18 protein-coding genes, 1 tRNA gene and 1 other RNA gene are annotated in these 19990 nt (G+C 65.3%); 15 read left to right on the top strand and 5 right to left on the bottom strand.

The window, feature by feature from the left end:
- Positions 1-52: 52 nt before the first annotated feature.
- The 4 genes from ftsX (at position 53) to ssrA (ending at position 2846) form a co-directional block, all read left to right on the top strand.
- On the top strand, positions 53-958 hold the full coding sequence (gene ftsX / locus Q7514_RS08710; protein WP_330132850.1) for a permease-like cell division protein FtsX: 906 nt from the start codon (positions 53-55) through the stop codon (positions 956-958).
- Between the two features lie 68 nt (positions 959-1026).
- The gene (gene smpB / locus Q7514_RS08715; protein ID WP_054717540.1) at positions 1027-1500 is read left to right on the top strand and encodes an SsrA-binding protein SmpB; all 474 of its coding nucleotides are present in this window, start codon (positions 1027-1029) and stop codon (positions 1498-1500) included.
- Positions 1501-1508: 8 nt separating this feature from the next.
- Positions 1509-2351 (top strand): EamA family transporter, encoded by an 843-nt coding sequence (locus Q7514_RS08720; protein ID WP_330133089.1) that lies wholly within the window; start codon positions 1509-1511, stop codon positions 2349-2351.
- A gap of 124 nt (positions 2352-2475) precedes the next feature.
- Positions 2476-2846, top strand: a transfer-messenger RNA (tmRNA) gene (gene ssrA / locus Q7514_RS08725).
- A gap of 237 nt (positions 2847-3083) precedes the next feature.
- Here ssrA and Q7514_RS08730 read toward each other — a convergent pair.
- A complete protein-coding gene (locus Q7514_RS08730; protein ID WP_330132851.1) occupies positions 3084-3782 on the bottom strand; it encodes an excalibur calcium-binding domain-containing protein in 699 nt (232 codons plus the stop codon).
- Between the two features lie 240 nt (positions 3783-4022).
- Here Q7514_RS08730 and pgm point away from each other — a divergent pair, with 240 nt between their 5' ends.
- From pgm to Q7514_RS08770, 8 genes are all read left to right on the top strand, one after another.
- A complete protein-coding gene (gene pgm / locus Q7514_RS08735; RefSeq protein ID WP_330132852.1) occupies positions 4023-5651 on the top strand; it encodes a phosphoglucomutase (alpha-D-glucose-1,6-bisphosphate-dependent) in 1629 nt (542 codons plus the stop codon).
- Positions 5652-5721: 70 nt separating this feature from the next.
- On the top strand, positions 5722-6957 hold the full coding sequence (locus Q7514_RS08740; RefSeq protein WP_330132853.1) for an MFS transporter: 1236 nt from the start codon (positions 5722-5724) through the stop codon (positions 6955-6957).
- A gap of 25 nt (positions 6958-6982) precedes the next feature.
- Positions 6983-7513, top strand: a complete 531-nt coding sequence (locus tag Q7514_RS08745) for a MauE/DoxX family redox-associated membrane protein (protein ID WP_330132854.1) — start codon at positions 6983-6985, stop codon at positions 7511-7513.
- Positions 7510-8259 (top strand): DsbA family protein, encoded by a 750-nt coding sequence (locus tag Q7514_RS08750; protein WP_330132855.1) that lies wholly within the window; start codon positions 7510-7512, stop codon positions 8257-8259. Before Q7514_RS08745 ends, Q7514_RS08750 begins: the two co-directional genes overlap by 4 nt.
- Before the next feature lie 125 nt (positions 8260-8384).
- A tRNA-Ala gene (locus Q7514_RS08755) sits at positions 8385-8457 on the top strand.
- Positions 8458-8602: 145 nt separating this feature from the next.
- The gene (locus Q7514_RS08760) at positions 8603-9556 is read left to right on the top strand and encodes a LysR family transcriptional regulator (RefSeq protein WP_330132856.1); all 954 of its coding nucleotides are present in this window, start codon (positions 8603-8605) and stop codon (positions 9554-9556) included.
- A 232-nt stretch (positions 9557-9788) separates the two neighbouring features.
- Positions 9789-10760 (top strand): putative oxygenase MesX, encoded by a 972-nt coding sequence (locus Q7514_RS08765; RefSeq protein WP_330133090.1) that lies wholly within the window; start codon positions 9789-9791, stop codon positions 10758-10760.
- Between the two features lie 26 nt (positions 10761-10786).
- Positions 10787-11812 carry a methionine synthase gene (locus Q7514_RS08770; protein WP_330132857.1) on the top strand — a complete coding sequence of 342 codons (1026 nt, stop codon included), beginning with the start codon at positions 10787-10789 and terminating at the stop codon, positions 11810-11812.
- Here the strand turns inward: Q7514_RS08770 and Q7514_RS08775 are convergent.
- Positions 11809-12744: an SDR family NAD(P)-dependent oxidoreductase gene (locus Q7514_RS08775; protein ID WP_330132858.1), complete on the bottom strand. Its 936-nt coding sequence runs from the start codon at positions 12742-12744 to the stop codon at positions 11809-11811. The genes Q7514_RS08770 and Q7514_RS08775 overlap by 4 nt on opposite strands.
- An 87-nt stretch (positions 12745-12831) precedes the next feature.
- On the opposite strand from Q7514_RS08775, the gene Q7514_RS08780 reads away from it, so the two are divergent.
- Positions 12832-13839: an AraC family transcriptional regulator gene (locus Q7514_RS08780; RefSeq protein WP_330132859.1), complete on the top strand. Its 1008-nt coding sequence runs from the start codon at positions 12832-12834 to the stop codon at positions 13837-13839.
- Here Q7514_RS08780 and Q7514_RS08785 read toward each other — a convergent pair.
- The gene (locus tag Q7514_RS08785; RefSeq protein WP_330132860.1) at positions 13834-14709 is read right to left on the bottom strand and encodes a LysR family transcriptional regulator; all 876 of its coding nucleotides are present in this window, start codon (positions 14707-14709) and stop codon (positions 13834-13836) included. The two genes, Q7514_RS08780 and Q7514_RS08785, sit on opposite strands and share 6 nt — an antisense overlap.
- 70 nt (positions 14710-14779) lie before the next feature.
- On the opposite strand from Q7514_RS08785, the gene Q7514_RS08790 reads away from it, so the two are divergent.
- The gene (locus tag Q7514_RS08790; protein ID WP_330132861.1) at positions 14780-15145 is read left to right on the top strand and encodes a YybH family protein; all 366 of its coding nucleotides are present in this window, start codon (positions 14780-14782) and stop codon (positions 15143-15145) included.
- Here the strand turns inward: Q7514_RS08790 and Q7514_RS08795 are convergent.
- On the bottom strand, positions 15124-16653 hold the full coding sequence (locus Q7514_RS08795; RefSeq protein WP_330132862.1) for an AMP-dependent synthetase/ligase: 1530 nt from the start codon (positions 16651-16653) through the stop codon (positions 15124-15126). The two genes, Q7514_RS08790 and Q7514_RS08795, sit on opposite strands and share 22 nt — an antisense overlap.
- A gap of 63 nt (positions 16654-16716) precedes the next feature.
- Between Q7514_RS08795 and Q7514_RS08800 the strand changes: the two genes are divergently transcribed.
- Complete coding sequence (locus Q7514_RS08800; RefSeq protein ID WP_330132863.1) at positions 16717-17994, top strand: helix-turn-helix transcriptional regulator; 1278 nt, start codon at positions 16717-16719, stop codon at positions 17992-17994.
- A gap of 43 nt (positions 17995-18037) precedes the next feature.
- Here Q7514_RS08800 and Q7514_RS08805 read toward each other — a convergent pair whose 3' ends face one another.
- Positions 18038-19822 (bottom strand): cutinase family protein, encoded by a 1785-nt coding sequence (locus Q7514_RS08805; protein WP_330132864.1) that lies wholly within the window; start codon positions 19820-19822, stop codon positions 18038-18040.
- Positions 19823-19990 lie beyond the last annotated feature (168 nt).

A 19990-nucleotide genomic window follows, 5' to 3' on the forward strand; every position in this document is an offset into this window, starting at 1 on the left:
GTCGCCCGTTCCGAGACCAGTCCATCCGGCAACCGAAGGACCTTGACTCCCCATGCGCGCCAGCTTCCTGTTCAGCGAGGTCACCACCGGCCTGCGCCGAAACCTCACCATGACCGTTGCGATGATCCTCACCACCGCGATCTCGCTTGCTCTGTTCGGCGCGGGTCTGCTCGTCGTCCAGATGGCAGACAAGACGCAGAAGATCTTCCTCGATCGTGTGGAGATCCAGGTGTTCCTCACCGAGGACATCTCGTCACTCGACCCGGAGTGCGAGCAGGAGCTCTGCAGCACCCTGCACACTGACCTCGAGAACACCGAGGACGTGGTGTCCGTGCAGTACCTCAGCCGCGACGACGCCGTGGCAGACGCGACCGAGCGTGTCTTTGCGGACCAGCCCGAGCTGGCCGAACTGGTCAGCCCCGAGAGCTTCCCGGCATCGTTCAAGGTGAAGATGTCGGATCCGTCGAGCTTCGCGATCATTCAGACCGATTTTTCGGAGCGGCCCGGGGTGGACAGCATCCTCAACCAGCAGGACCTGGTGGAGCGCCTGTTCGGTGTGCTCGGCGGCATCCGTAATGCGGCGTTCGCGATCGCGACCATCCAGGCCGTAGCGGCGATCCTGCTCATCGCCAACACGGTGCAGATCGCTGCGTTCACCCGCCGCACCGAGGTCGGAATCATGCGGCTCGTGGGCGCCACCCGCTGGTACACCCAGCTCCCGTTCCTTCTCGAAGCCGTTGTTGCTGCGATCGTCGGTGCAGCCCTTGCCATCGGCGGGTTGTTCGCTGCGAAGTCCCTGTTCGTCGACGACATGCTCGCCGAGGTCTACGGCGCGAACATCGTCGCGAGAATCACCGACAGCGACATCCTGCTGGTCGCGCCGTTCCTGGTGCTCGTCGGCGTGGGCATGGCTGCGATCACTGCGTATGCGACGCTGCGCCTCTACGTGCGTGAATAACGATTTGTGTGGGTTCCTATGCTGGACTGTGTTCCTCTTCGACCGCTGTGAACCTGAAAGGCCTGCACGTGAAGGAAAAGGGCCGGAAGGTCATCGCCACGAACCGTAAGGCGCGGCACAACTACGCCATCCTCGACACTTACGAGGCGGGTATCGCGCTTGTCGGTACCGAGGTGAAGGCCCTACGGGAAGGTAAGGCGTCACTCGTCGACGCGTTCGCGACGGTCGACGACGGAGAGGTCTGGCTGCGTGGGTTGCACATCCCGGAGTACGGGCACGGCACCTGGACCAACCATGCCCCGCGTCGAACCCGCAAGCTGCTGCTGCACCGACGCGAGATCGATGCACTGGTCGGCAAGACCCGCGAGGGCAACCAGACGTTGGTCCCGCTGTCGATGTACTTCTCCGACGGCAAGGTCAAGGTCGAGCTGGCGCTCGCCAGGGGTAAGCAGGACTACGACAAGCGACAGGATCTCGCACGACGTACCGCCGAACGTGAGGTGACCCGCGAGCTCGGCAGGCGCGTGAAGGGAATGCGCTGACCGCGGTACTGCTGGCCCTCGTGGCCGCGGTCGGCTACGGCGTCAGTGATTTTCTCGGCGGTGTGGCTTCGCGACGTGCCACGGCACTGTCGTTCGTCGTGGCGTCCTATCCGCTGTCACTCCTGATCGCCCTGGTGATTGCGCCCTTCGCGGGCGGTGAGGTCACCGCTGTGTCCGTCGGATGGGGTGCCGCGTCAGGCCTCTTCGGGGGATTTGCGGTCTGGTGGTTCTATCGGGCCCTCGCATCCGGTCCGATGTCGGTGGTGTCGCCGGTGACTGCGCTGCTCGTGGCCGGCATCCCCGCTCTCGCGGGCATCGGGGCGGGGGAGCGGCCGGGGCTGCTCGCGGTGGTCGGAATCGTCGTCGCACTCGTGGCGGTCGTGCTCGTCAGCCGGGAGTCACAGGAGACCGTCGGTGGCGACGACCACCCGGCCTTCACCGTTCGTGTCGCGGGACTCACCGTTGCGGGCGGTGTCGCGTTCGCGCTCACGTTCATCTCGCTCGACCAGATTCCCGAGGGGACGGGTCTCTGGCCGCTGGTGATCCAGCGCCTGTCGGCGAGCGCGGTCGTGTGGGTGGCGGCCGTGGCCGTGCGGCAGTTCTCGGGTCCGCCGCGGATGCTGTATCCGCATGTCGTGGCCGTCGCGTTGCTCGACGTGGTGTCCAACGCCGCGATGATGTTCGCATTCCAGGGTGGGATGCTCTCACTGGTCAGCGTCGTCGGGGCGCTCTATCCCGCGGCCACGGTGCTGCTCGCGCTCGTCGTGCTGGGGGAGCGGCTCGGTCGCGGCCAGTACGCCGGCATGGTGCTCGCGCTTGCGTCGGTCGTGTTGATCACCGTCGCGACCTGAGCTACCCCCACCGGGTCGTCGGGGCATTGTGAGCGGCGTCATCCGGACAATCCTGGAAAAGGGAATGACATCGGGTGCACGTGACGTTAATGTAGGTAGTCCTGCGAACGTCGCAGGCGCGTACGGGGCTGAACGGTTTCGACTACGTACGTTGAGTCAAGGGAAGCGTGTCGGTGCAGGCAAGAGACCACCGTAAGCGTCGCTGCAACCAATTAAGCGCCGATTCCAATCAGCGCGACTACGCTCTCGCTGCCTAAGTAGCGAAGCGTGTCTGTCAGTCCGATCTCGCCCTCGGGTCGGGTACTGGCATCAGCTAGAGGGCTTTACCTACCGGCTCGGTCACGGAGTCGGATGGGACATCCAACAGTGACTGGGATCGTCATCACGGCTTGTTCGCGAGACCGGGAGATCCAAGTAGAGACATAGCGGACTGCACACGGAGAAGCCTTGGCAAGGCGGCGGAGGACCCGGGTTCGATTCCCGGCAGCTCCACCGAAACCCCGGGTGAGAGACCAGATCAGGTCTTTCACCCGGGGTATTTTCATGTGTTCGCGAGGTCGCCGGGTATGGAAGCGACGTGACGGTCGCAGTTGTCGTCGGTGACACCGAGCTCCGTACCAGGGCGGAACGATCGATCAGTTCCGGGCCGCCTTCGCGTTCGATTGGGTGATCTGCGTGCTGATCCCGAACTGGCCGAGGTGCACGTGATCGGTAGTTGCGCTTGTGGCCGCGTCACTCGCAGCCGACACCATCGCCGTCGCGATCGAGATGAGTGCCGTAACCCGGCTGGCCGATCCGCACCGGTGCGGCTCCCGCATTCCGTGCCGCCGTGCAGTTCTTGTAGTACACGCTGGAGGGAGTGTCGGCGACCGGCGGTGGCGTGTACGCGGGCGGCGCTGTGTAGGCGGGTTCGGGTGGCGGCGTGTACGCGGGTGCCCGCTCGGTTGTCGCGGGAGGTGTGTAGGCCGGTTCCGGGGGCACATACGGAGACGCGGTGGTTGTTGTCCGAGGTGCCGCCGGTGCGAGCGCCGGAACTGTCGTGGTCGAGTCGGGCGCGAGGGATGTGGTGGTCGGCGCAGGCGTGGTGGTGCGAGAGGTGGTGGTCGTGCGAGGGGCTGTCGTGGTGGGCGTCGCTTCGGACGTCGTTGTCACTGCGGTCGTGACAGGGCCCTGTTCGTCGGAGGTTCCGCCGGTCAGGGCTGCGACACCGAAGACTCCGACGGCTGCGGCCCCTGCGATCCACGGCCACCGGCGACGTTTGGAGGCGGACGGGGGCGCCGGGTTACCGGGTCGAGCGACGGCGTCGAACATCGTGGTGGGGTCGTCGCTTCCGATGGGACGGGTTTGTTCGGTCCACTGCTGCCCGTCCCAGTATCGTTCGATACGCGGATCGAAATAGGGGTCGGGATGCCAGCCGGCGGGTGGGTTCACGGTTGTTTCCGATCTCGAAAGGTCACTTGGCGAGCTTGTCGTCACTCCCAAATGAACTGTTACAACCGTGGCCACCGGTTACAGGCACGGTCACGGTCTCGGATTCGCCGTGCGACTACCTTCACCGCCTGCGGATGGCGAGCCGACCCACGGTTCCGACGTGAACGACTCAGGATGGCCGCGCGTACCCAACCTCCCGCGGGCAAGATGGTCACCACACACGCTCGACGAGGAGGACCCATGGCGCACGAACGAGCGGGGCAACCCGCAGCACCCGACGATCTGGTCGACCTTGCGCACCTGGTGACTGCCTACTACACGATCCGGCCGGATCCCGAGAACCCGCTTCAGCAGGTGGCGTTCGGCACTTCGGGGCACCGTGGGTCGAGTCTCGACGCGGCCTTCAACGAGCAGCACATCCTCGCCACCACCCAGGCCATCGTCGAGTACCGCGCAGCACAGGGCACGACCGGGCCGCTGTTCCTGGGCCGCGACACACACGCGCTGTCCGAGCCCGCGTGGACGACCGCGCTCGAGGTTCTGATCGCCAACGATGTCGCGGTGGTGATCGATTCGCGCGACCGATACACACCGACCCCCGCGATAAGCCATGCGATCCTGCGCCACAATGCCGGCGACGGCGCATCCGCGGACGGAATCGTCGTCACTCCGTCGCACAACCCGCCCCGCGACGGGGGGTTCAAATACAATCCGCCGCACGGTGGACCCGCCGACGCCGACGCCACCTCCGTCATCGCGGCCCGCGCCAACGAACTCCTCACCGCGGGCCTTTCGGGCGTCACGCGTGTACCGGCAGTCGATGCACTGGCAGCGGCCGGTCGCTACGACTTTCTCGGCACGTACATCGACGACCTTCCGAACATCGTCGATCTCGACGCGATCAGGGCGGCGGGTCTGCGCATCGGCGCCGACCCGCTCGGCGGCGCGTCCGTCGATTATTGGGGCGAGATCGCCGACCGGCACCGCCTCGACCTCACCGTCGTGAACCCGCTCGTCGACGCCACCTGGCGATTCATGACGCTCGACTCCGACGGCAAGATCCGGATGGACTGCTCGTCACCCGATGCGATGGCCTCGCTCATCGGCACCCGCGACAAGTACGACCTCGCGACCGGCAACGATGCCGACGCGGACCGCCACGGCATCGTCACCCCCGACGGCGGCCTGCTCAATCCCAACCACTATCTCGCGGTGGCCATCGACTATCTCTTCCGGAACCGTCCGGGCTGGCCCGAGGGGAGCAAGGTCGGTAAGACACTGGTGAGTTCGTCGATGATCGATCGCGTCGCGTCCGGGCTGGGACGCGACCTGCTCGAAGTGCCGGTGGGCTTCAAGTGGTTCGTGCCGGGCCTGCTCGAGGGCAGTCTCGGATTCGGGGGAGAAGAGAGCGCGGGTGCCTCCTTCCTGCGTCGAGACGGGTCGGTGTGGTCCACCGACAAGGACGGCATCGTGCTCGCGTTGCTGGCCGCCGAGATCACCGCGGTGACCGGTACGACGCCCTCTCGGCGTTACGCCGAACTCGCGGGCCGTTACGGCAATCCGGCCTACGCGCGGGTCGATGCGCCGGCCACGCGAGAACAGAAAGCAATTCTCGCGAAGCTGTCGCCCGAGCAGGTGCGCGCCACCGATCTTGCGGGCGAGAAGATCACCGCGACACTCACCGAGGCACCCGGCAACGGAGCGGCGATCGGCGGGCTGAAGGTGACGACCGAGAACGCGTGGTTCGCGGCGCGTCCGTCCGGCACCGAAGACGTGTACAAGATCTACGCAGAATCGTTCAACGGCGCCGAGCATCTCGCGCAGGTGCAGGACGCGGCGCGCGAACTGGTGTCGTCGGTGTTGGGCTGACCGCTGACGGCGAGGCGCACCGCGGGCTCGAACCGATCACGGTCGTGCGCATCGCTAACATTGCCGCATCATGCGTACACGTGGCGTGGCTCTGCCGCGCGAAATCTGGGTACTCGTTGCGGCGAGCTTTGTCATCGCCCTCGGCTTCGGTCTCGTCGCTCCCGCGTTGCCGCAGTTCGCGCGGAGCTTCGACGTGGGTATCACCGCAGCCACGGTCGTCATCTCGGCGTTCGCGTTCATGCGACTCGCGTTTGCGCCGGCCAGCGGACTGCTTGTGCAGAAGCTGGGCGAGCGGCCCATCTACATCACCGGTGTGCTCATCGTCGCCGTGTCGACCGGCGCGGTTGCATTTGCCCAGACCTATTGGCAGCTCCTGGTCTTCCGCGGACTCGGCGGCATCGGCTCGACGATGTTCACCGTGGCTGCGCTGGGGCTGCTCGTACGCATCGCGCCGCCCGATGCGCGCGGTCGCGTGTCCGCGCTGTATGCGACGAGCTTCCTGCTCGGAAACATCACCGGGCCGCTGCTCGGTGGAGCTCTCGTCGGACTCGGTCTGCGCGCACCGTTCCTCATCTATGCGGTGGCGCTGCTCGTCGCGGCCTCCGTGGTCTGGGTCAGCCTGCGCAAGTCGCACCTTGCGCAACCGGCCTCGGGCGACGGTGCTCCGGTGATGCGTCTGGGCACCGCCCTCCGGTCGTCGACGTACCGCGCGGCACTCACTTCCAACTTCGCCAACGGCTGGGTGGTGTTCGGCGTCCGCGTCGCGATGGTTCCGTTGTTCGTCGTCGAGGCCCTTAACCAGAGCGAAGGAATCGCGGGTGTCGCGTTGACCGCGTTTGCCGTGGGCAACGCGCTCGTGCTGGTCAAGTCGGGCTCATGGTCCGACCGCTACGGGCGGCGCCCGTTCGTCCTCGCAGGCCTCGTCGTCTGCGGTGTGAGCACTGTCGTGATGGGCCTGTCCTCGGACCTCGTGGTGTTCCTGATCACGTCCGTTGTGGCTGGGATGGGATCCGGCCTGATCAACCCGTCGCAGCAGGCCGCGATCGCCGACGTGGTGGGCAGCAAGGCACGCGGGGGACCGGTGCTCGCCACGTTCCAGATGACCTCGGACGTCGGGGCAGTGATCGGGCCGATCGCCGCGGGGATGATCGCCGAACGCTGGTCGTATTCGGTGGCGTTCGGTGTGACGGGGGCAATCATGCTGGCGGCGGTGATTCCGTGGGCCCTGGCACGGGCTCCGCGTCAGGATGCTCCCGCCACAGAACCGGTTGTCGAGAAGCCTGTGACCGGCGAGACGGATCGCTGACCGGTGGGTCTGTAGTGTCGTTGCCGTGTGGATTCGTCTTGTCTCCGCAGCGGCGCGGCTCGGTCTCGCCGCGGTGTGGCTGATCTCCGGCTGGATCAAATTCTCCGACCCGACGCAGACCGTCGTGGCAGTGCGTGCCTATCAGCTTCTTCCCAACGACCTCGTACGACCCGTGGCTGCGGCGCTCCCGATGGTCGAACTCGTTCTCGGCGTCCTACTGCTGGTGGGGCTCGCGGTGCGACCTGCCGCGATGCTGTCCGCAGTCACGCTGGTGATACTCATCGGTGCGATCGTGTCGGCCTGGGCTCGGGGGCTGTCCATCGACTGCGGATGCTTCGGAGGCGGCGGTGTGGCGGAGGGAATCGACGGCGGCGACTACGCCCGGGAGATCGCCCGCGACGTCGGGTTCCTCGCGCTGTCTGTGTGGCTGGTGATATTTCCGCGCGCACCCCTTGCGCTCGGACCGCGTTCCCGGGCCGCTCTCAGGACGAACTCAGACCCCGGTGGCATAGTGCAGCCGGACAATTCACCGATGAACGAAGGACAGCATTCGTGAGTGCGAAGAAGGTCAAGCCGGTCAAATACTCGCCGGAGCCGACGTCGAACAAGTCCACCTACATCCTCGGCGGTATCGCGGTCGTCGTCATTGCGGTGCTTGTGATCGGCGGAGTGCTGTGGCAGTCGGGGAGCACCGATTCCCGCAATGACGGGTACGGCGGTGTCAGCAACGCCGCAGTGGAGGTAGCCCTCGACGACGACGGCACGATCCTGCTCGGGCTGCCGGACGCTGCCACCACCATCGACGTCTTCGAAGATCCGATGTGCCCCTATTGCGCCGAACTCGAACACAAGCACGGCCAGGAACTCGCCCAAGCGATCGACGAGGGCACGGTCGCGGTTCGATACCACATCCTCGCGTTCCTCGACCGGTTGTCGAGCAGCGGCGACTACTCGACGCGAGCGGTCGCGGCGAACCAGTGTGTCGCCGAGACGGGCGACGCAGTCGCATTCTCGGCCTTCCACGCCGCGGTCTTCTCCCCGGACAACCAGCCGGGCGAAGGTGGCGACAGCGACCACAGCAACGAGCAACTCGCGCAGATGGCCCGAGACGCCGGAGCATCCGACGACGCGGTGTCCTGCATTGCCGATGGTGCTCGCGTCGAGCAGGCCGCAGAGTCCGCAGAGGCGGGCCGTCAACTGCTCGCCACGACGGGCGCAGCCGGCACTCCGGCCGTCATCCAGAACGGAACCGTCATCGATGCGCTGGGCAACGACAACTGGGTGGCAGAGCTCGCAGGCTGACTGCAAGGCGGTGACGAGCACTCGAGCTCGTCACCGCCTTGACCAGGCGATTTGTTGGCTCAGAGACCGATGGTGTAGTTTTTCTTTCAGCGCGAGGGGCTCCCCGGACGCCGCAAAGTGAATATGGGGCTATGGCGCAGCTGGTAGCGCACCACACTGGCAGTGTGGGGGTCAGGGGTTCGAGTCCCCTTAGCTCCACAATTGCGAACCCGCTCCGACTCGGTCGGAGCGGGTTTCGTCATCGTTGGGGCGATCTCGAGCGGGTCGTGGCTGACGCGCCCATGGACAGCACACCGGTTGTCCGGAGCATTGGCGAGGTGTACAGGTGCGATAGGTTTTTGCTATGGCACGGGACATCGCGGGAACGGTGCGGGGAATCACCCTTCAGCAGTTGCGGTACTTCGTGGAGGTGGCCGCCGAAGGATCCATCAGTGCCGCGGCGGACCTGCTTTATGTCGCGCAACCGACCATGTCGGCCGCGCTGAAGGACCTCGAAAGTCGCGTGGGACGTACGCTCTTCGTTCGCTCGACCCGTGGGGTGAGGCTCACCGAAGACGGGGCGGAATTTCTCGGGTACGCGCGCCAGGTGGTCGAGCAAGCGGAACTCCTGGAACAGCGGTATCTCGGCCGCGGACCCTCGCGCCGGCTCCTGGCCGTATCAACTCAGCACTACTCCTTCGTCGTCGATGCCTTCGCCCGCATGGTGAAAGCGTCTGAGGCTGCGGAGTACGCGTTCAGTCTTCGAGAGACCCGCACGTGGGACATCATCGAGGATGTTCGCACGCTGCGAAGTGAGCTCGGTGTGCTCTATCGCAACGAGTTCAACGCAAACGTGATCAACAAGCTGATTCGCGAAGCAGGGCTGGTCTTCACGCCGCTGTTTCTGGCGTCGCCGCATATCTTCATCGCCCGCACGAACCCTCTTGCAGGGCGAAAGAGTGTGACGCTGAGTGATCTTGAAGATTTGCCTCGGCTCACGTTCGACCAGGGTGTGAACAACTCCTTCTACCTCGCTGAAGAGATCCTCTCCACCCGCTCATCGAAGCAAGACATTCGGGTGAGCGATCGAGCGACCATCTTCAACCTCATGATCGGTCTGGGTGGGTACACCATCTCCACCGGCATCGTCTCGGACGATCTCGATCCGTCCATCGTCGCTGTTCCGCTCGACGTGGACGATCGCATCGAGATCGGTTGGATCGGTCATGCCTCGGTGACTCTGACCGGCCAGGCTCAGCGATTCGTGGCGGAGATGCGCGACGTCGTTTCGGGGTTTGGAGTTGATCTGCTGGCATAGGGATTACCTATATCCAGCTATCGCAAAAGGTAATTAGGCTATGGCGTCGGGTCTACTTACACTGACTTCCACGCCACTTCGGACAGTCGGCTCCCGGGTGTTCTCGGCCCGAAAGATCGGCCCTGGACGATCGGGGGATTCGGTTGAAGTGCTGCGAAAACTCAGGCAGTGAACTCGTGCGGTGACGCGCTCGTCGCTGCACTCACCGCAAGTATTGGGGCAACTGATCAGCATGACGAACGAGTGTGTTTTCAGTATTGGCACGACGCGCTTCAATGAGGACTACTCCCCGTCGACCAACTCGCGCGGCACGACAAACTTTGCGAATCTCGCACGCGGCGAGAATCGTCGGCAGAATCTGTGCAACGCGGTGACGATGATGAACACCCGTGTCAACGAGTTGGTGCACTGGGACAATCCGCGTGGTGACCGCTACGCACTCGAACTCGACATCGTCTCGGTGGACCTGCATCTCGCGTCGGCCGGGGATGACGCCGCGTTTCCGGTGATCGAAGTGCTCGACGTCGACATCGTCGATACCACCACGGGCGCCCGCACGGAAGGCATCGTCGGAAACAACTTCTCCTCATACATTCGCGACTACGATTTCAGCGTTCGACTCCCGGGGCACCGAGCGACGGGAATCCCCAGCGACTTCGGTGATCTGCACGGGCAGGTCTTTCAGCGTTTTGTCGAATCGGACGAGTATCGCGAACGGTTCTCGCAGCCTCCAGTCATCTGCATCAGCGTTTCGACGTCCAGGACGTACCGTCGGCTCACGAATTGCCACCCGATTCTTGGGGTGGAGTATGTGGCAGATGAGAAGTCGCTCACCGATCAGTACTTCGGGAAGATGGGGCTCAGGGTTCGCTACTTCATGCCTCAGGGGTCCGTCGCTCCATTGGCCTTCTACCACCGTGGTGACCTGCTCAACGACTATTCGTTCCTCGCACTCGCGGGAACGATCGCGACGATGGAGACGTTTCAGAAGATTTATCGTCCCGAGATCTACAACGCGAACACTGCGGCGTCGGAGGTGTACCAGCCGAGTCTCGACAACGGCAACTATTCACTTCCGCAGGTGAGCTACGACCGTGTCGAGCGCACTCGGCTCGCGACCACACAGGGAAGGTTCACCGAGGTGAATCTCATGAAACCGTATGGCGCTGTTCTTGAACGGTGGGCTACCGAGCAATCCGCCTGACCGTCCGAGACCGAAAGGTACCAAAGATGAACACGTTCCTGCCCACCTCGATCGTCGGTAGCCTGCCCAAGCCCTCGTGGCTTTCGGAGCCGGAGAAGCTCTGGTCGCCGTGGAAGTTGCGAGACGACGAACTGCGCGAAGGGAGACTCGACGCCCAGACGCTCGCAGCACATGAGCAGCGTCATGCCGGGCTCGATATCATCAGCGATGGTGAACAGACGCGTCAGCATTTCGTGACCACGTTCATCGAGCACCTGAGTGGCGTTGACTTCGACCGGCGCGAGACCGTGCGAATTCGTGAACGCTACGACGCGAGCGTCCCGACGGTTGTCGGTGCGGTGAGCCGCGAAAAGTCAGTGTTCGCAGCGGATGCGACGCGTCTGCGAGCAGCGACCGACCAGCCGATCAAATGGGCCTTGCCTGGCCCTATGACAATGATCGACACGCTTTACGACGACCACTACAAGAGTCGCGAAATGCTCGCATGGGAGTTCGCAACCATCCTGAACCAAGAAGCAAAGGACTTGGAAGCCGCCGGCGTCGACATCATCCAGATCGATGAGCCCGCGTTCAACGTGTTCTTCGACGAACTGAAAGACTGGGGCGTAGCGGCGCTCGAGCGTGCGACCGAAGGGCTGAGTTGCGAAACTGCCGTTCACATCTGTTACGGCTACGGCATCAAAGCCAACACCGACTGGAAGGCAACGCTCGGGGCCGAGTGGCGCCAGTACGAAGAGTCGTTCCCGCTGCTGCAGCAGTCGTCGATCGACATGGTCTCGCTGGAGAGCCACAATTCGCGGGTGCCCGTCGACCTGATCGAACTGCTTCGGGGCAAGAAGGTCATGCTGGGAGCGATCGATGTGGCGAGCGACACCATCGAGACGCCCGAAGAGGTCGCAGCAACCCTTCGTCGCGCACTCCCGTTCGTTGACGCAGACAAGCTCTACCCGAGTACCAATTGCGGTATGGTGCCACTCGGCCGACGCGTCGCACGAGACAAGATGGTCACGCTCGCCGCTGGGGCCGAACTCCTGCGACGTGAATTGTCCTAGCGACTCCGCCGACCTGGCGTCCCGACGCTCTGATCGACCGTCAGCCCGACCATCCGCGCACTGTCGTTCCACAACGCGCGCGCCACGTCGTCCCTGCGCGCGAGCGTCGACGGATCCGGAAATGTCAGGTGTCCGCTGCGCAGCGCCGCGTAACAGCGGCCGGGTGGAGGAGTGGTCCTGCCGGAGACGAGAGATGCCAGGGCCATTCCCGCAGCGACGCGTGTGTTCATCGTGCGGTCGAACCGTCGCAGTGGAGCGCCGAGGACCGTCCCGAACACCGACCATGCGATACGTCGTGGACGCGGCAGGCTTCGAACCAATCCGGTGCCGAAGACCTGCCCGGGGTCGTACGCCAGCGCCGTGATGTGCCGGGCACGGATGTCGGGATACACGCGCAGCGCTCGGACGGTGAGTACGTTGCACAGTTTCGACGCGCTGTAGGCATGCTGTCCGGCCCGCTGCGGTGTCAGGTGTCGCTCGGGGTCGCGGTCCGGGTGCGCGAGCAGGTCGGCGTCGGCGTGCCGCGGCGCCTCCAACCCGGTGCGGAGGGCCGGGTCGTGTGTTCCACTCGTGGTGATCACGATGCGGGCTTCCTCTGAGAATGAAGGCATCAACAGGCGCACCAGCAGATAGTGCGCGAGATGGTTGACGGCGAAGGTCGCTTCTATGTCGTCGTCGGTGCGCACCGCGTCGGACGGGAGTATCGACCCGGCGTTGAGTGCGAGTACGTCGATACCGGTGTCGCCGAGGCGCTCCTGAACCGCCTCGGCGAATGCACGGACCGAGTCGAGGCACGCGAGATCCACCGGAATGAAATCCGGCGATGCCGTGCGTGCGCCGATGAGCAGGTGCACGTCCGACTCGCGGGACAGTAGATCGACGGCGACCGCCCCGAATCCCGCACTGCCGCCGGTCATCACGATGGTGGTCATAGGATTCTCCTGTCCGTGGTGGGTCGTTCCATGACCAGTCGACGTCGCCTACCGCCAGCGATCCATCCCTGCAGCTCTCGTACCGATGTGCGTGCGTCCACGGAGTCGACGGGCCCGGCGTTCTATGCTGGTCACATCGACCTTCTGACCGATCTGCTCGACGGGGTCCGGGCCCGCGGCGCGGTGCTCTACCGGGCCGGGATGGACCGTGGCTGGTCGATCCGCATCGCCGACGGCGCACCGCTGATGCTCGTCGCGGTGATCGAAGGTCACATGTGGGTGCTCATCGACGACGCCGAGCCGGTTCGAGTCGGGCCGGGCGACGTCGCGATCGTCAGCCTTCGGTCGCCGTACACGGTGGCTGATGAGCCGGGAATCGCGCCGCAACTCGTCGCGCTGCCAGGCGATCGCTACACGACACCCGGCGGGGTCGACGTCACCGAAAAGCTGCAGACCGGTCGGCGAACTGCCTCGGCGACACCGGGCGCGGACACGACGGTCGTCGTGTACGGCACCTACCAAGTTGCAGGGGACGTCGACGACAGGTTGCTCGCGGCTCTGCCGGACGTGCTGGTGGTGCCCGCCGGTGAGGTTCCGGATTGGGTGGTAGGTCGACTCGAGGACGAGGTCGTGCGGGACGAGCCGGGCCAGCAGCTCGTGCTCGACCGGCTGCTCGACCTGACGCTCATCGTCGCGTTGCGAGTCTGGTTCGCGCGGCCGGGCGCCCCGGTGCCCGGGTGGTACCGCGCGCAAGCCGACGCGGTCGTCGGGCAAGCGTTGACGCTGATCCACGAGAACCCCGCTCACCCGTGGACCGTCACGGACCTCGCTGCCGAAGCGGGGGTGTCGCGCGCGTGGTTCGCTCGGCGCTTCACCGAACTGCTCGGCGAATCCCCGATTCGGTATCTGACCGGGCGTCGCATGGCCATCGCCGCAGATCGGCTTCGCGGCACCGACTCCACGATCGCCGGCATCGCCCACGAGGTCGGCTACGCAGACGCGTTCTCCTTCAGTGCGGCCTTCACGCGGACCGCGGGCGTCCGGCCCTCGGACTACAGGAACGCGTACCGCACGGGTCATATCGTGGAGTCATGAGCCGAAGGCGTGTCGCAGATGCGTGAGCAGGACTCCCAGCGCGGGACTTGCCGGGACCGACCAGATCAGCGACAACGTCGCAGGGACCTCGACGTCGTCGATGACAGCGATCGAGAGCCCTGGTCGAGGTGTCACCATCGACTCGCTCAGGATCGCCACGCCGAGGCCCCGCGCGGCGAGATCGACGACCGCATCGGGTGCACTCGCCTGCATCGCCATAGCAGGTTCGATGCTGCGAGCACGGCATGCAATGTCGAGGACCGATCGGATACCGGTTCCGGTGGGCAGGCATACCAGCGGGTGGGACGTGACCTCGGCGAGCCCGATGCCCGGCCGTCGCGCCAGCGGATGATTGTCGGGTACTGCCGCGACCAGCCGGTCCTGGATCAAGAGGATCGACTCGAGGTCGTCGGGAGGGCCGTACGCCGTGCCGACGAGCGCAACATCCATCACGCGTGACCGCACTCGCTCGACGAGGCGATCGGACGAGTCCTCCAGCAGGGCGACCTCGACGCGGGGGTGGGCGCGGTGGAACAGCGACAGTGCGTCGAACAGGGGCGTTACCGTGCACGCGGTGACCATTCCGACAGTCAACTCGCCTCGGATCACCACCCCGACCTCATCGACCGCGGTCTTCACCGACTTCGCGGAATTCAGTGCTGCCCGGGCATGTTCGAGCGCGGCCTTGCCCGCGGTGGTGAGGGTGGCGGTGCGCGCGGAACGCTCGAACAGTTGTGCGCCCAGTTCGCGTTCGAGCCGCCGGATCTGCGCGCTCACGCCGGACTGGCTGATGTGAACCCGTTCTGCAGCGCGGGTGAAATTGCATTCCTCGGCGACCGCGACGAAGTACTCGAGCTGCCTCAGTTCCATAACCGGAGATTCTAGTTCCGATAAGAACAATCTGTTGGACTTCTCGATCGGAGTGCTCGACGCTGGAGGCATGACGCAGAAGATGCAGTACGAGAAGGCTTACCGGCCAGAGGACCTCACCAGGTTCTTCGTCGAACGGTCCAACGCGGGCGACGCGGACGGCGTAGCAGCGCTCTACGAAGAGAATGCAGTGATGGCGTATCCGCCGGGGCAGACGACCGTCGGACGGGCTGCGATCCGGGACCTGTGGGCTGCGGTCCTCGCGAACCGGCCACGATTCGAACCGGAAGAGCCACTTCCGACGCTGGTCAGCGACGATATTGCGCTTACGAGCACGCCTCCCGGCGACGGTGCCGGGGCGCGAGCCCAGGTGGTGCGTCGACAGCCGGACGGCAGCTGGCTACGCCTGCTCGATCAACCGGAATTCCGGAACTGACCGCGCTCGTACAGGCCGGAGACGACCGCGGCGTACCGTGCGAGCACCCGATCGCGGATCGGCCTCCCGGCCTCGTCCCGGTCGTGCGTATCCAACGGCGTGCGGATGACCGCGAACCGGCGGACCTTTTCCCAGCGGTTCAGGGTCGCATTCAACCGGTCGAGGGCGGCATCCACCGCAGGATCCGAGAGTGCGGTGAACACGAGCCCCACACAGTACGGGCGTAATTCGCCGTCGACGACGAGTTCGGCACCCGGCAGCACCGCGCGACACCGTTCGGAGATTGCTGCCGGGCACACGTACTTTCCGGTGCTGGTCTTGAAGACTTCCTTCTTGCGTCCGGTGACCGTGACGAACCCGTCGGCATCGATTCGAGCGAGATCTCCTGTGTGGAACCAGTATTCGGAGTCGAGTGCCGCGGCTGTCTCTGCCGGGTCGTGGTCGTACCCGGTCATCACTCCAGGGCTTCGGATGAGCAGTTCGCCGGCCGCGTCGATGCGAATCCGTGTTCCTGGCAATGGAACACCGACAGTACCCACACGCCGCCTCCCGGGAAGGTTCGCGCATGCGGGTCCGGCGGTCTCGGTGATCCCGTAGCACTCGAGGACGGGGACCCCGCGGCGATCGAAGAGCTCGATCACGTCGCTGCTCAACCGTGCAGAACCTGAGATCACGAAACGCAGTCGGCCGCCGAGATCCTCACTGTCGAGGGCGCAGACCTTGCTGAGCACGTGCGGAACCGATCCGAGAAATGTCGGCCGGGTAACCCGCAGATTGTCTGCCACGCGGTCTGCGCGACCGTCGACTGCGGTGGGGAAGCCGACCTGTATCCCCATCAGCAGCAATGCACGACCGAACACGTGCGCAAGGGGGAGCCACAGCAGCTGGCGGTCGGCTGGGGAGACGATGCCGGTCTGTGCCACCGCGACGGCGCCGTAGGTCGCGGCGCGGTGGGTCAGACACGCACCTTTGGTCCGACCGTCGTCGCACGCCGTATAGATCAGCCAGGCCGGATCGTCCGCGGTCAGTCCTGCGATCCGGCGTGACACCGCTTCGGGGTCCGACGCCAGCAGTGCTCGGCCTTCCGCCGCGAGAGCGTCGAGCCGATCGAGTCGTTGAACGGGACTGCTGAGAACCGGCCGGTCGGCGAACGTGAGCGCAGCGCCGGCCCGGTGGATCTGTGTACGGGCCTCATCGTCCCGGGTCGCCGGATAGATCGGGACCGTAACGGCGCCGGTACAGGCGATGGCGAGATCGGCGAAGATCGCACGGTAGCTCGTGGCGGCGCACATCGCGACCCGTGTGCCAGGAGAGACACCGCGGGCGATCAACCCCGCTGCCAGCGGCACGACCGCGGCGTACACATCGGACCACGTGACGGGGTGCCACCCGTCGCCCTCCGGGTACGTGTAGGCCTCCGTGTCGGGAGAGCGACGCACGCGCTCGAGGAGTAGGTGCGGCACCGTGTCGGGCCCGTTGTGGGTGTTCGTCGCGATACCGGTGCCCATACCCGAACGCCTCCTACCGCGACATGGGATGAATCGGATGATACCGGCCGATATCGTGGGTGCGTGAGTACTGCACCGCCTCGTCCCGACATTCTCATCACCGACACGAGGGACGTACTGGTGGGCCCGTTGACCGAGATCGGTCAGCGCTTCTCGGTATTGATCGATGCCCTCGTTCCGCACAGCGCACTCGTCGTGTTCACACGGGAATGCACAGGGCGGCCCCGCAAGGTGGCGGGCGATCCCACAATCGTCGATCGAGTCACGATCGCGGAGCTCGACCGGATCCGTACAGAGTTGACAGCAGGGGAGATCCGGCGCGGTCCGGCACGGGTTGCGGGGCGAGACCGGGACGTATGCGTGATGCTGGATCGCACCGACACCCTTCTCGTCCTGGTACCACGCGGAGCGCGGGCCTCCGCTGCGTCTCTCGAGCTCGTGCGGTCGCTGTTCACGATCGTCGCGACCGGCATCCAGCTACAGGTACACAGTGCGAGCCCCGCGTACCTTGCGGAATCGAGGGCAGCGTCCGCGGAGCGTGCGCGTACCGTCGCCGAACTCACGGAAGCGCACGCGGTCACCCTGGAAACGATCCTGGCGACCCTGCGTTCGAAGGATCTCGACGACGGTCGTGCCCGCGCCACAGCACGCGAAACCGCGACGGGCGCATTGATCGCATTACGCACGGCCGTCGACGCGCACCGCGAGCTGGCCGAAGAAGCGGTCACGACAGCGTTCGCCCGGATGCACGGCGAATTGCGCTCTCTCGTCCGCCACCGCGACCTCGAATTGGAGATGGCGGCCCCACCCGTCCACGGACGAGCGCTGCCCGGCGAGGTCGCGCACGCCGCCCGCGCGCTGGCCCGCGGAGCGGTCCTCGCCATGTCGGCGCAGAGCGAGGTCACGCGTATCCGGGTCGCGTGGAGCTGCGACGGCGCGCAACTCTGCGTCGATATACGTGACGACGGACGAGGGGAGGTCGACGCAGCAGAACTGGAACGTCAACTACGTGACCGGGTCGAAACCATGGGCGGCACCATCGAATCCGAGTCGACGGACGGATGGGGGTGCCGCGTGAGCGCGGCACTGCCACTGGACCTTCCGGTCCTCGCCACGGGTGGCGCCGCGGCCGATGCGCTGGCCGGGCTCGGCGCTCGCGAGATCGAGGTACTCGAACACCTCGTCGCAGGACGACGTAATAGGGTGATTGCAGAGCGCTTGGGGGTCAGCGAATCCACCGTCAAGTTCCATGTCGCGAGCCTCATGAGAAAACTCGACGTCAGTACCCGCGGCGAGGCAGCGGCGCTCGGTGCGGAGGCCGGTGTCAAAGCCGCGGGCTGACGTCGAGTTCGTGACTCGGGCTCTCTATCTCACAGATCGCAGCTCAGGCCGCTGCGGGTTGCTGCGCAGTTGTGGTGGTCGTCGGCTTCGGTGCCTTGGTTGTCGTAGTGGAGCCCGAGACCTGCTGCTCGGGCGAGGTCACGCTGCCGTCGCCCGCCGGCGGAGCGGGCGTGGTCGTCGTGGGCGCCGGTGTCAGCTCGGGTGCCGGGATGTCGAGTCCTTCCGCCGGCGTGGTCGCGCCGGGAGCAGGGACAGCGAGCGGATCCACCGGTGTTGTGCCGTCGACAGGTGCTGTGCCCTGGGCCGGTGCGGGGACCCCGGCGCCTGGCAACGGTGCGGTGCCCTCGGTCGGGACGGTGCCTTCGGTGGCGCCTGTCGCGGGCACCTCGATCGACGATGTGGTGGTCGTGGTCGGCGTGGTCCCGACCGCGAGAGCCTCGTCACTTGCGATACCGAGTTTCGCGGTGTTCGGGTCGACGTCGGTTTTCACGGTCTCACCGTTCTTCGCTTGCTCGGCGAGATGGGTCAGCCACGCGGCCGCGTACTCGGCGGAGGTCAGCGGCTTACCTTCACCGTTGTCGCGCCAGTAGTCGAAGTGGTGCCCGGTACCGGGACCGAGGGTCTGCTGGTAGGGATCGCTCAATGCCACCTGGAGAGTGTTCTGGTTGTCCTCGATGAAACCGACGACCTCCTTGAGCAGCTTCTCCGGCAGGTACGCCAGGTTGGCGAGCCGGTCGGCCGGGATCGGCTCGTCGGTGCCATCTGTGTCGCCCGCTGAAACATTCTTCACGGCAGGCTCGTTCGGAACATACGCCGGGTCCGACACCTTGATCAGCACGTCGAGGAACGTCTCGTCCGATCGCATCCACTCGTCGTTCGACGAGATGTCCGCGAGGGCTGCAAGAGCCACACCGCTGAGCACCTGGGCGACGTTCATGCCGGTTTCCGGGGTGAGCCCGTCACGCTGCATTGCGTCGATGTTGAGCTGCCGGCCGACGTTGATCGCGAGCTGCAGGAGCGCGATGTTCTCGGGAGCCGAGCAGGTCAGGTCGCCTTCGGAGCAGAACGACGCGACCTTGCCGTCGAGCGCACCGAATCCGCCGCCGGTGCCGGGCAGTGCACCACTTCCTGACGCGCTGTCCTTCCCGTCCTGGTACTTCCGGTCGAATCCGTCAGGGTTGCCGTACTCGTTCTCGGCACCCGGGAACGGTCCTTCACCTGCGCCGCGTCCGGCATCGGCGAGGATCACCACACCGACGACCGAATCAGGATCGATGATGTCGTACGACCCGTCCTCGTTCCGTTGCTGATTACCGATCTCCTGGGCGGCCCGACGTGCGACGTCGGCGCCCTGGCTGTAGCCGACGATGGCGAACTTCGTGTCGGGGCACGAGACCTGGATGGCCTGGATGATCGTTTTGGTGTTCTCGACGCCGCCGTCGACAGCTTCCTCATATGAGTCCATATGAGCCGGGTAGTCGACGTAGACGGCCGCGTAGGATTCGTCGCCCACTGTGTTCCGCGGTGCGTTCACGACCGGGTCGACCCAATGGCTGTGGTAATCGTCCGACAGCGCTGCCGGCAGTACGGTGCCGTCCGGCGTGACCAGCATCTTACTCTGGTCGCGCGGTGCGTCGCCTCTGCCACCGAGTGAGATGGTCACCATGTCGTAGCAGTCCTGCGTCGACGCGACGAGTGCCGGATCGGCAGTGGTCGGCACAGTCGGCTGGGCCACAGCGACCGCGACGATGGCCGCGACGCCGAGCGTGACAGGAGCCAGTACGCCGGCGAGGATCCGGCGTCGGGACGACGAGTTACGAGTTGCCATGGGCAATTACCATTCCGTTCACACCATTCGGAAGAATCCGGGCGGGAATTACGAGCGGGTCACCACACACGTCGCGGAAACTTACTGCGGCGTTACATATCGACGAATGTTCGCAGAAACTTCCGGCTGGTCGTTCGGGTAGGTAGGTCCCGTCCTTCGAACAGGTCC

This window comes from Rhodococcus artemisiae (assembly GCF_036327795.1).
Lineage (GTDB): Bacteria > Actinomycetota > Actinomycetes > Mycobacteriales > Mycobacteriaceae > Rhodococcus > Rhodococcus artemisiae.

What these genes read in the sequence shown, in the direction of transcription:
- ftsX (WP_330132850.1), top strand. Translation starts at nt 53, where the DNA reads ATGCGCGCCAGCTTCCTGTTCAGCGAGGTCACCACCGGCCTGCGCCGA.
- pgm (WP_330132852.1), top strand. Translation starts at nt 4,023, where the DNA reads ATGGCGCACGAACGAGCGGGGCAACCCGCAGCACCCGACGATCTGGTC.
- Q7514_RS08740 (WP_330132853.1), top strand. Translation starts at nt 5,722, where the DNA reads ATGCGTACACGTGGCGTGGCTCTGCCGCGCGAAATCTGGGTACTCGTT.
- Q7514_RS08760 (WP_330132856.1), top strand. Translation starts at nt 8,603, where the DNA reads ATGGCACGGGACATCGCGGGAACGGTGCGGGGAATCACCCTTCAGCAG.
- Q7514_RS08765 (WP_330133090.1), top strand. Translation starts at nt 9,789, where the DNA reads ATGACGAACGAGTGTGTTTTCAGTATTGGCACGACGCGCTTCAATGAG.
- Q7514_RS08770 (WP_330132857.1), top strand. Translation starts at nt 10,787, where the DNA reads ATGAACACGTTCCTGCCCACCTCGATCGTCGGTAGCCTGCCCAAGCCC.
- Q7514_RS08775 (WP_330132858.1), bottom strand. Translation starts at nt 12,744, where the DNA reads ATGACCACCATCGTGATGACCGGCGGCAGTGCGGGATTCGGGGCGGTC.
- Q7514_RS08785 (WP_330132860.1), bottom strand. Translation starts at nt 14,709, where the DNA reads ATGGAACTGAGGCAGCTCGAGTACTTCGTCGCGGTCGCCGAGGAATGC.
- Q7514_RS08790 (WP_330132861.1), top strand. Translation starts at nt 14,780, where the DNA reads ATGACGCAGAAGATGCAGTACGAGAAGGCTTACCGGCCAGAGGACCTC.
- Q7514_RS08795 (WP_330132862.1), bottom strand. Translation starts at nt 16,653, where the DNA reads ATGGGCACCGGTATCGCGACGAACACCCACAACGGGCCCGACACGGTG.
- Q7514_RS08805 (WP_330132864.1), bottom strand. Translation starts at nt 19,822, where the DNA reads ATGGCAACTCGTAACTCGTCGTCCCGACGCCGGATCCTCGCCGGCGTA.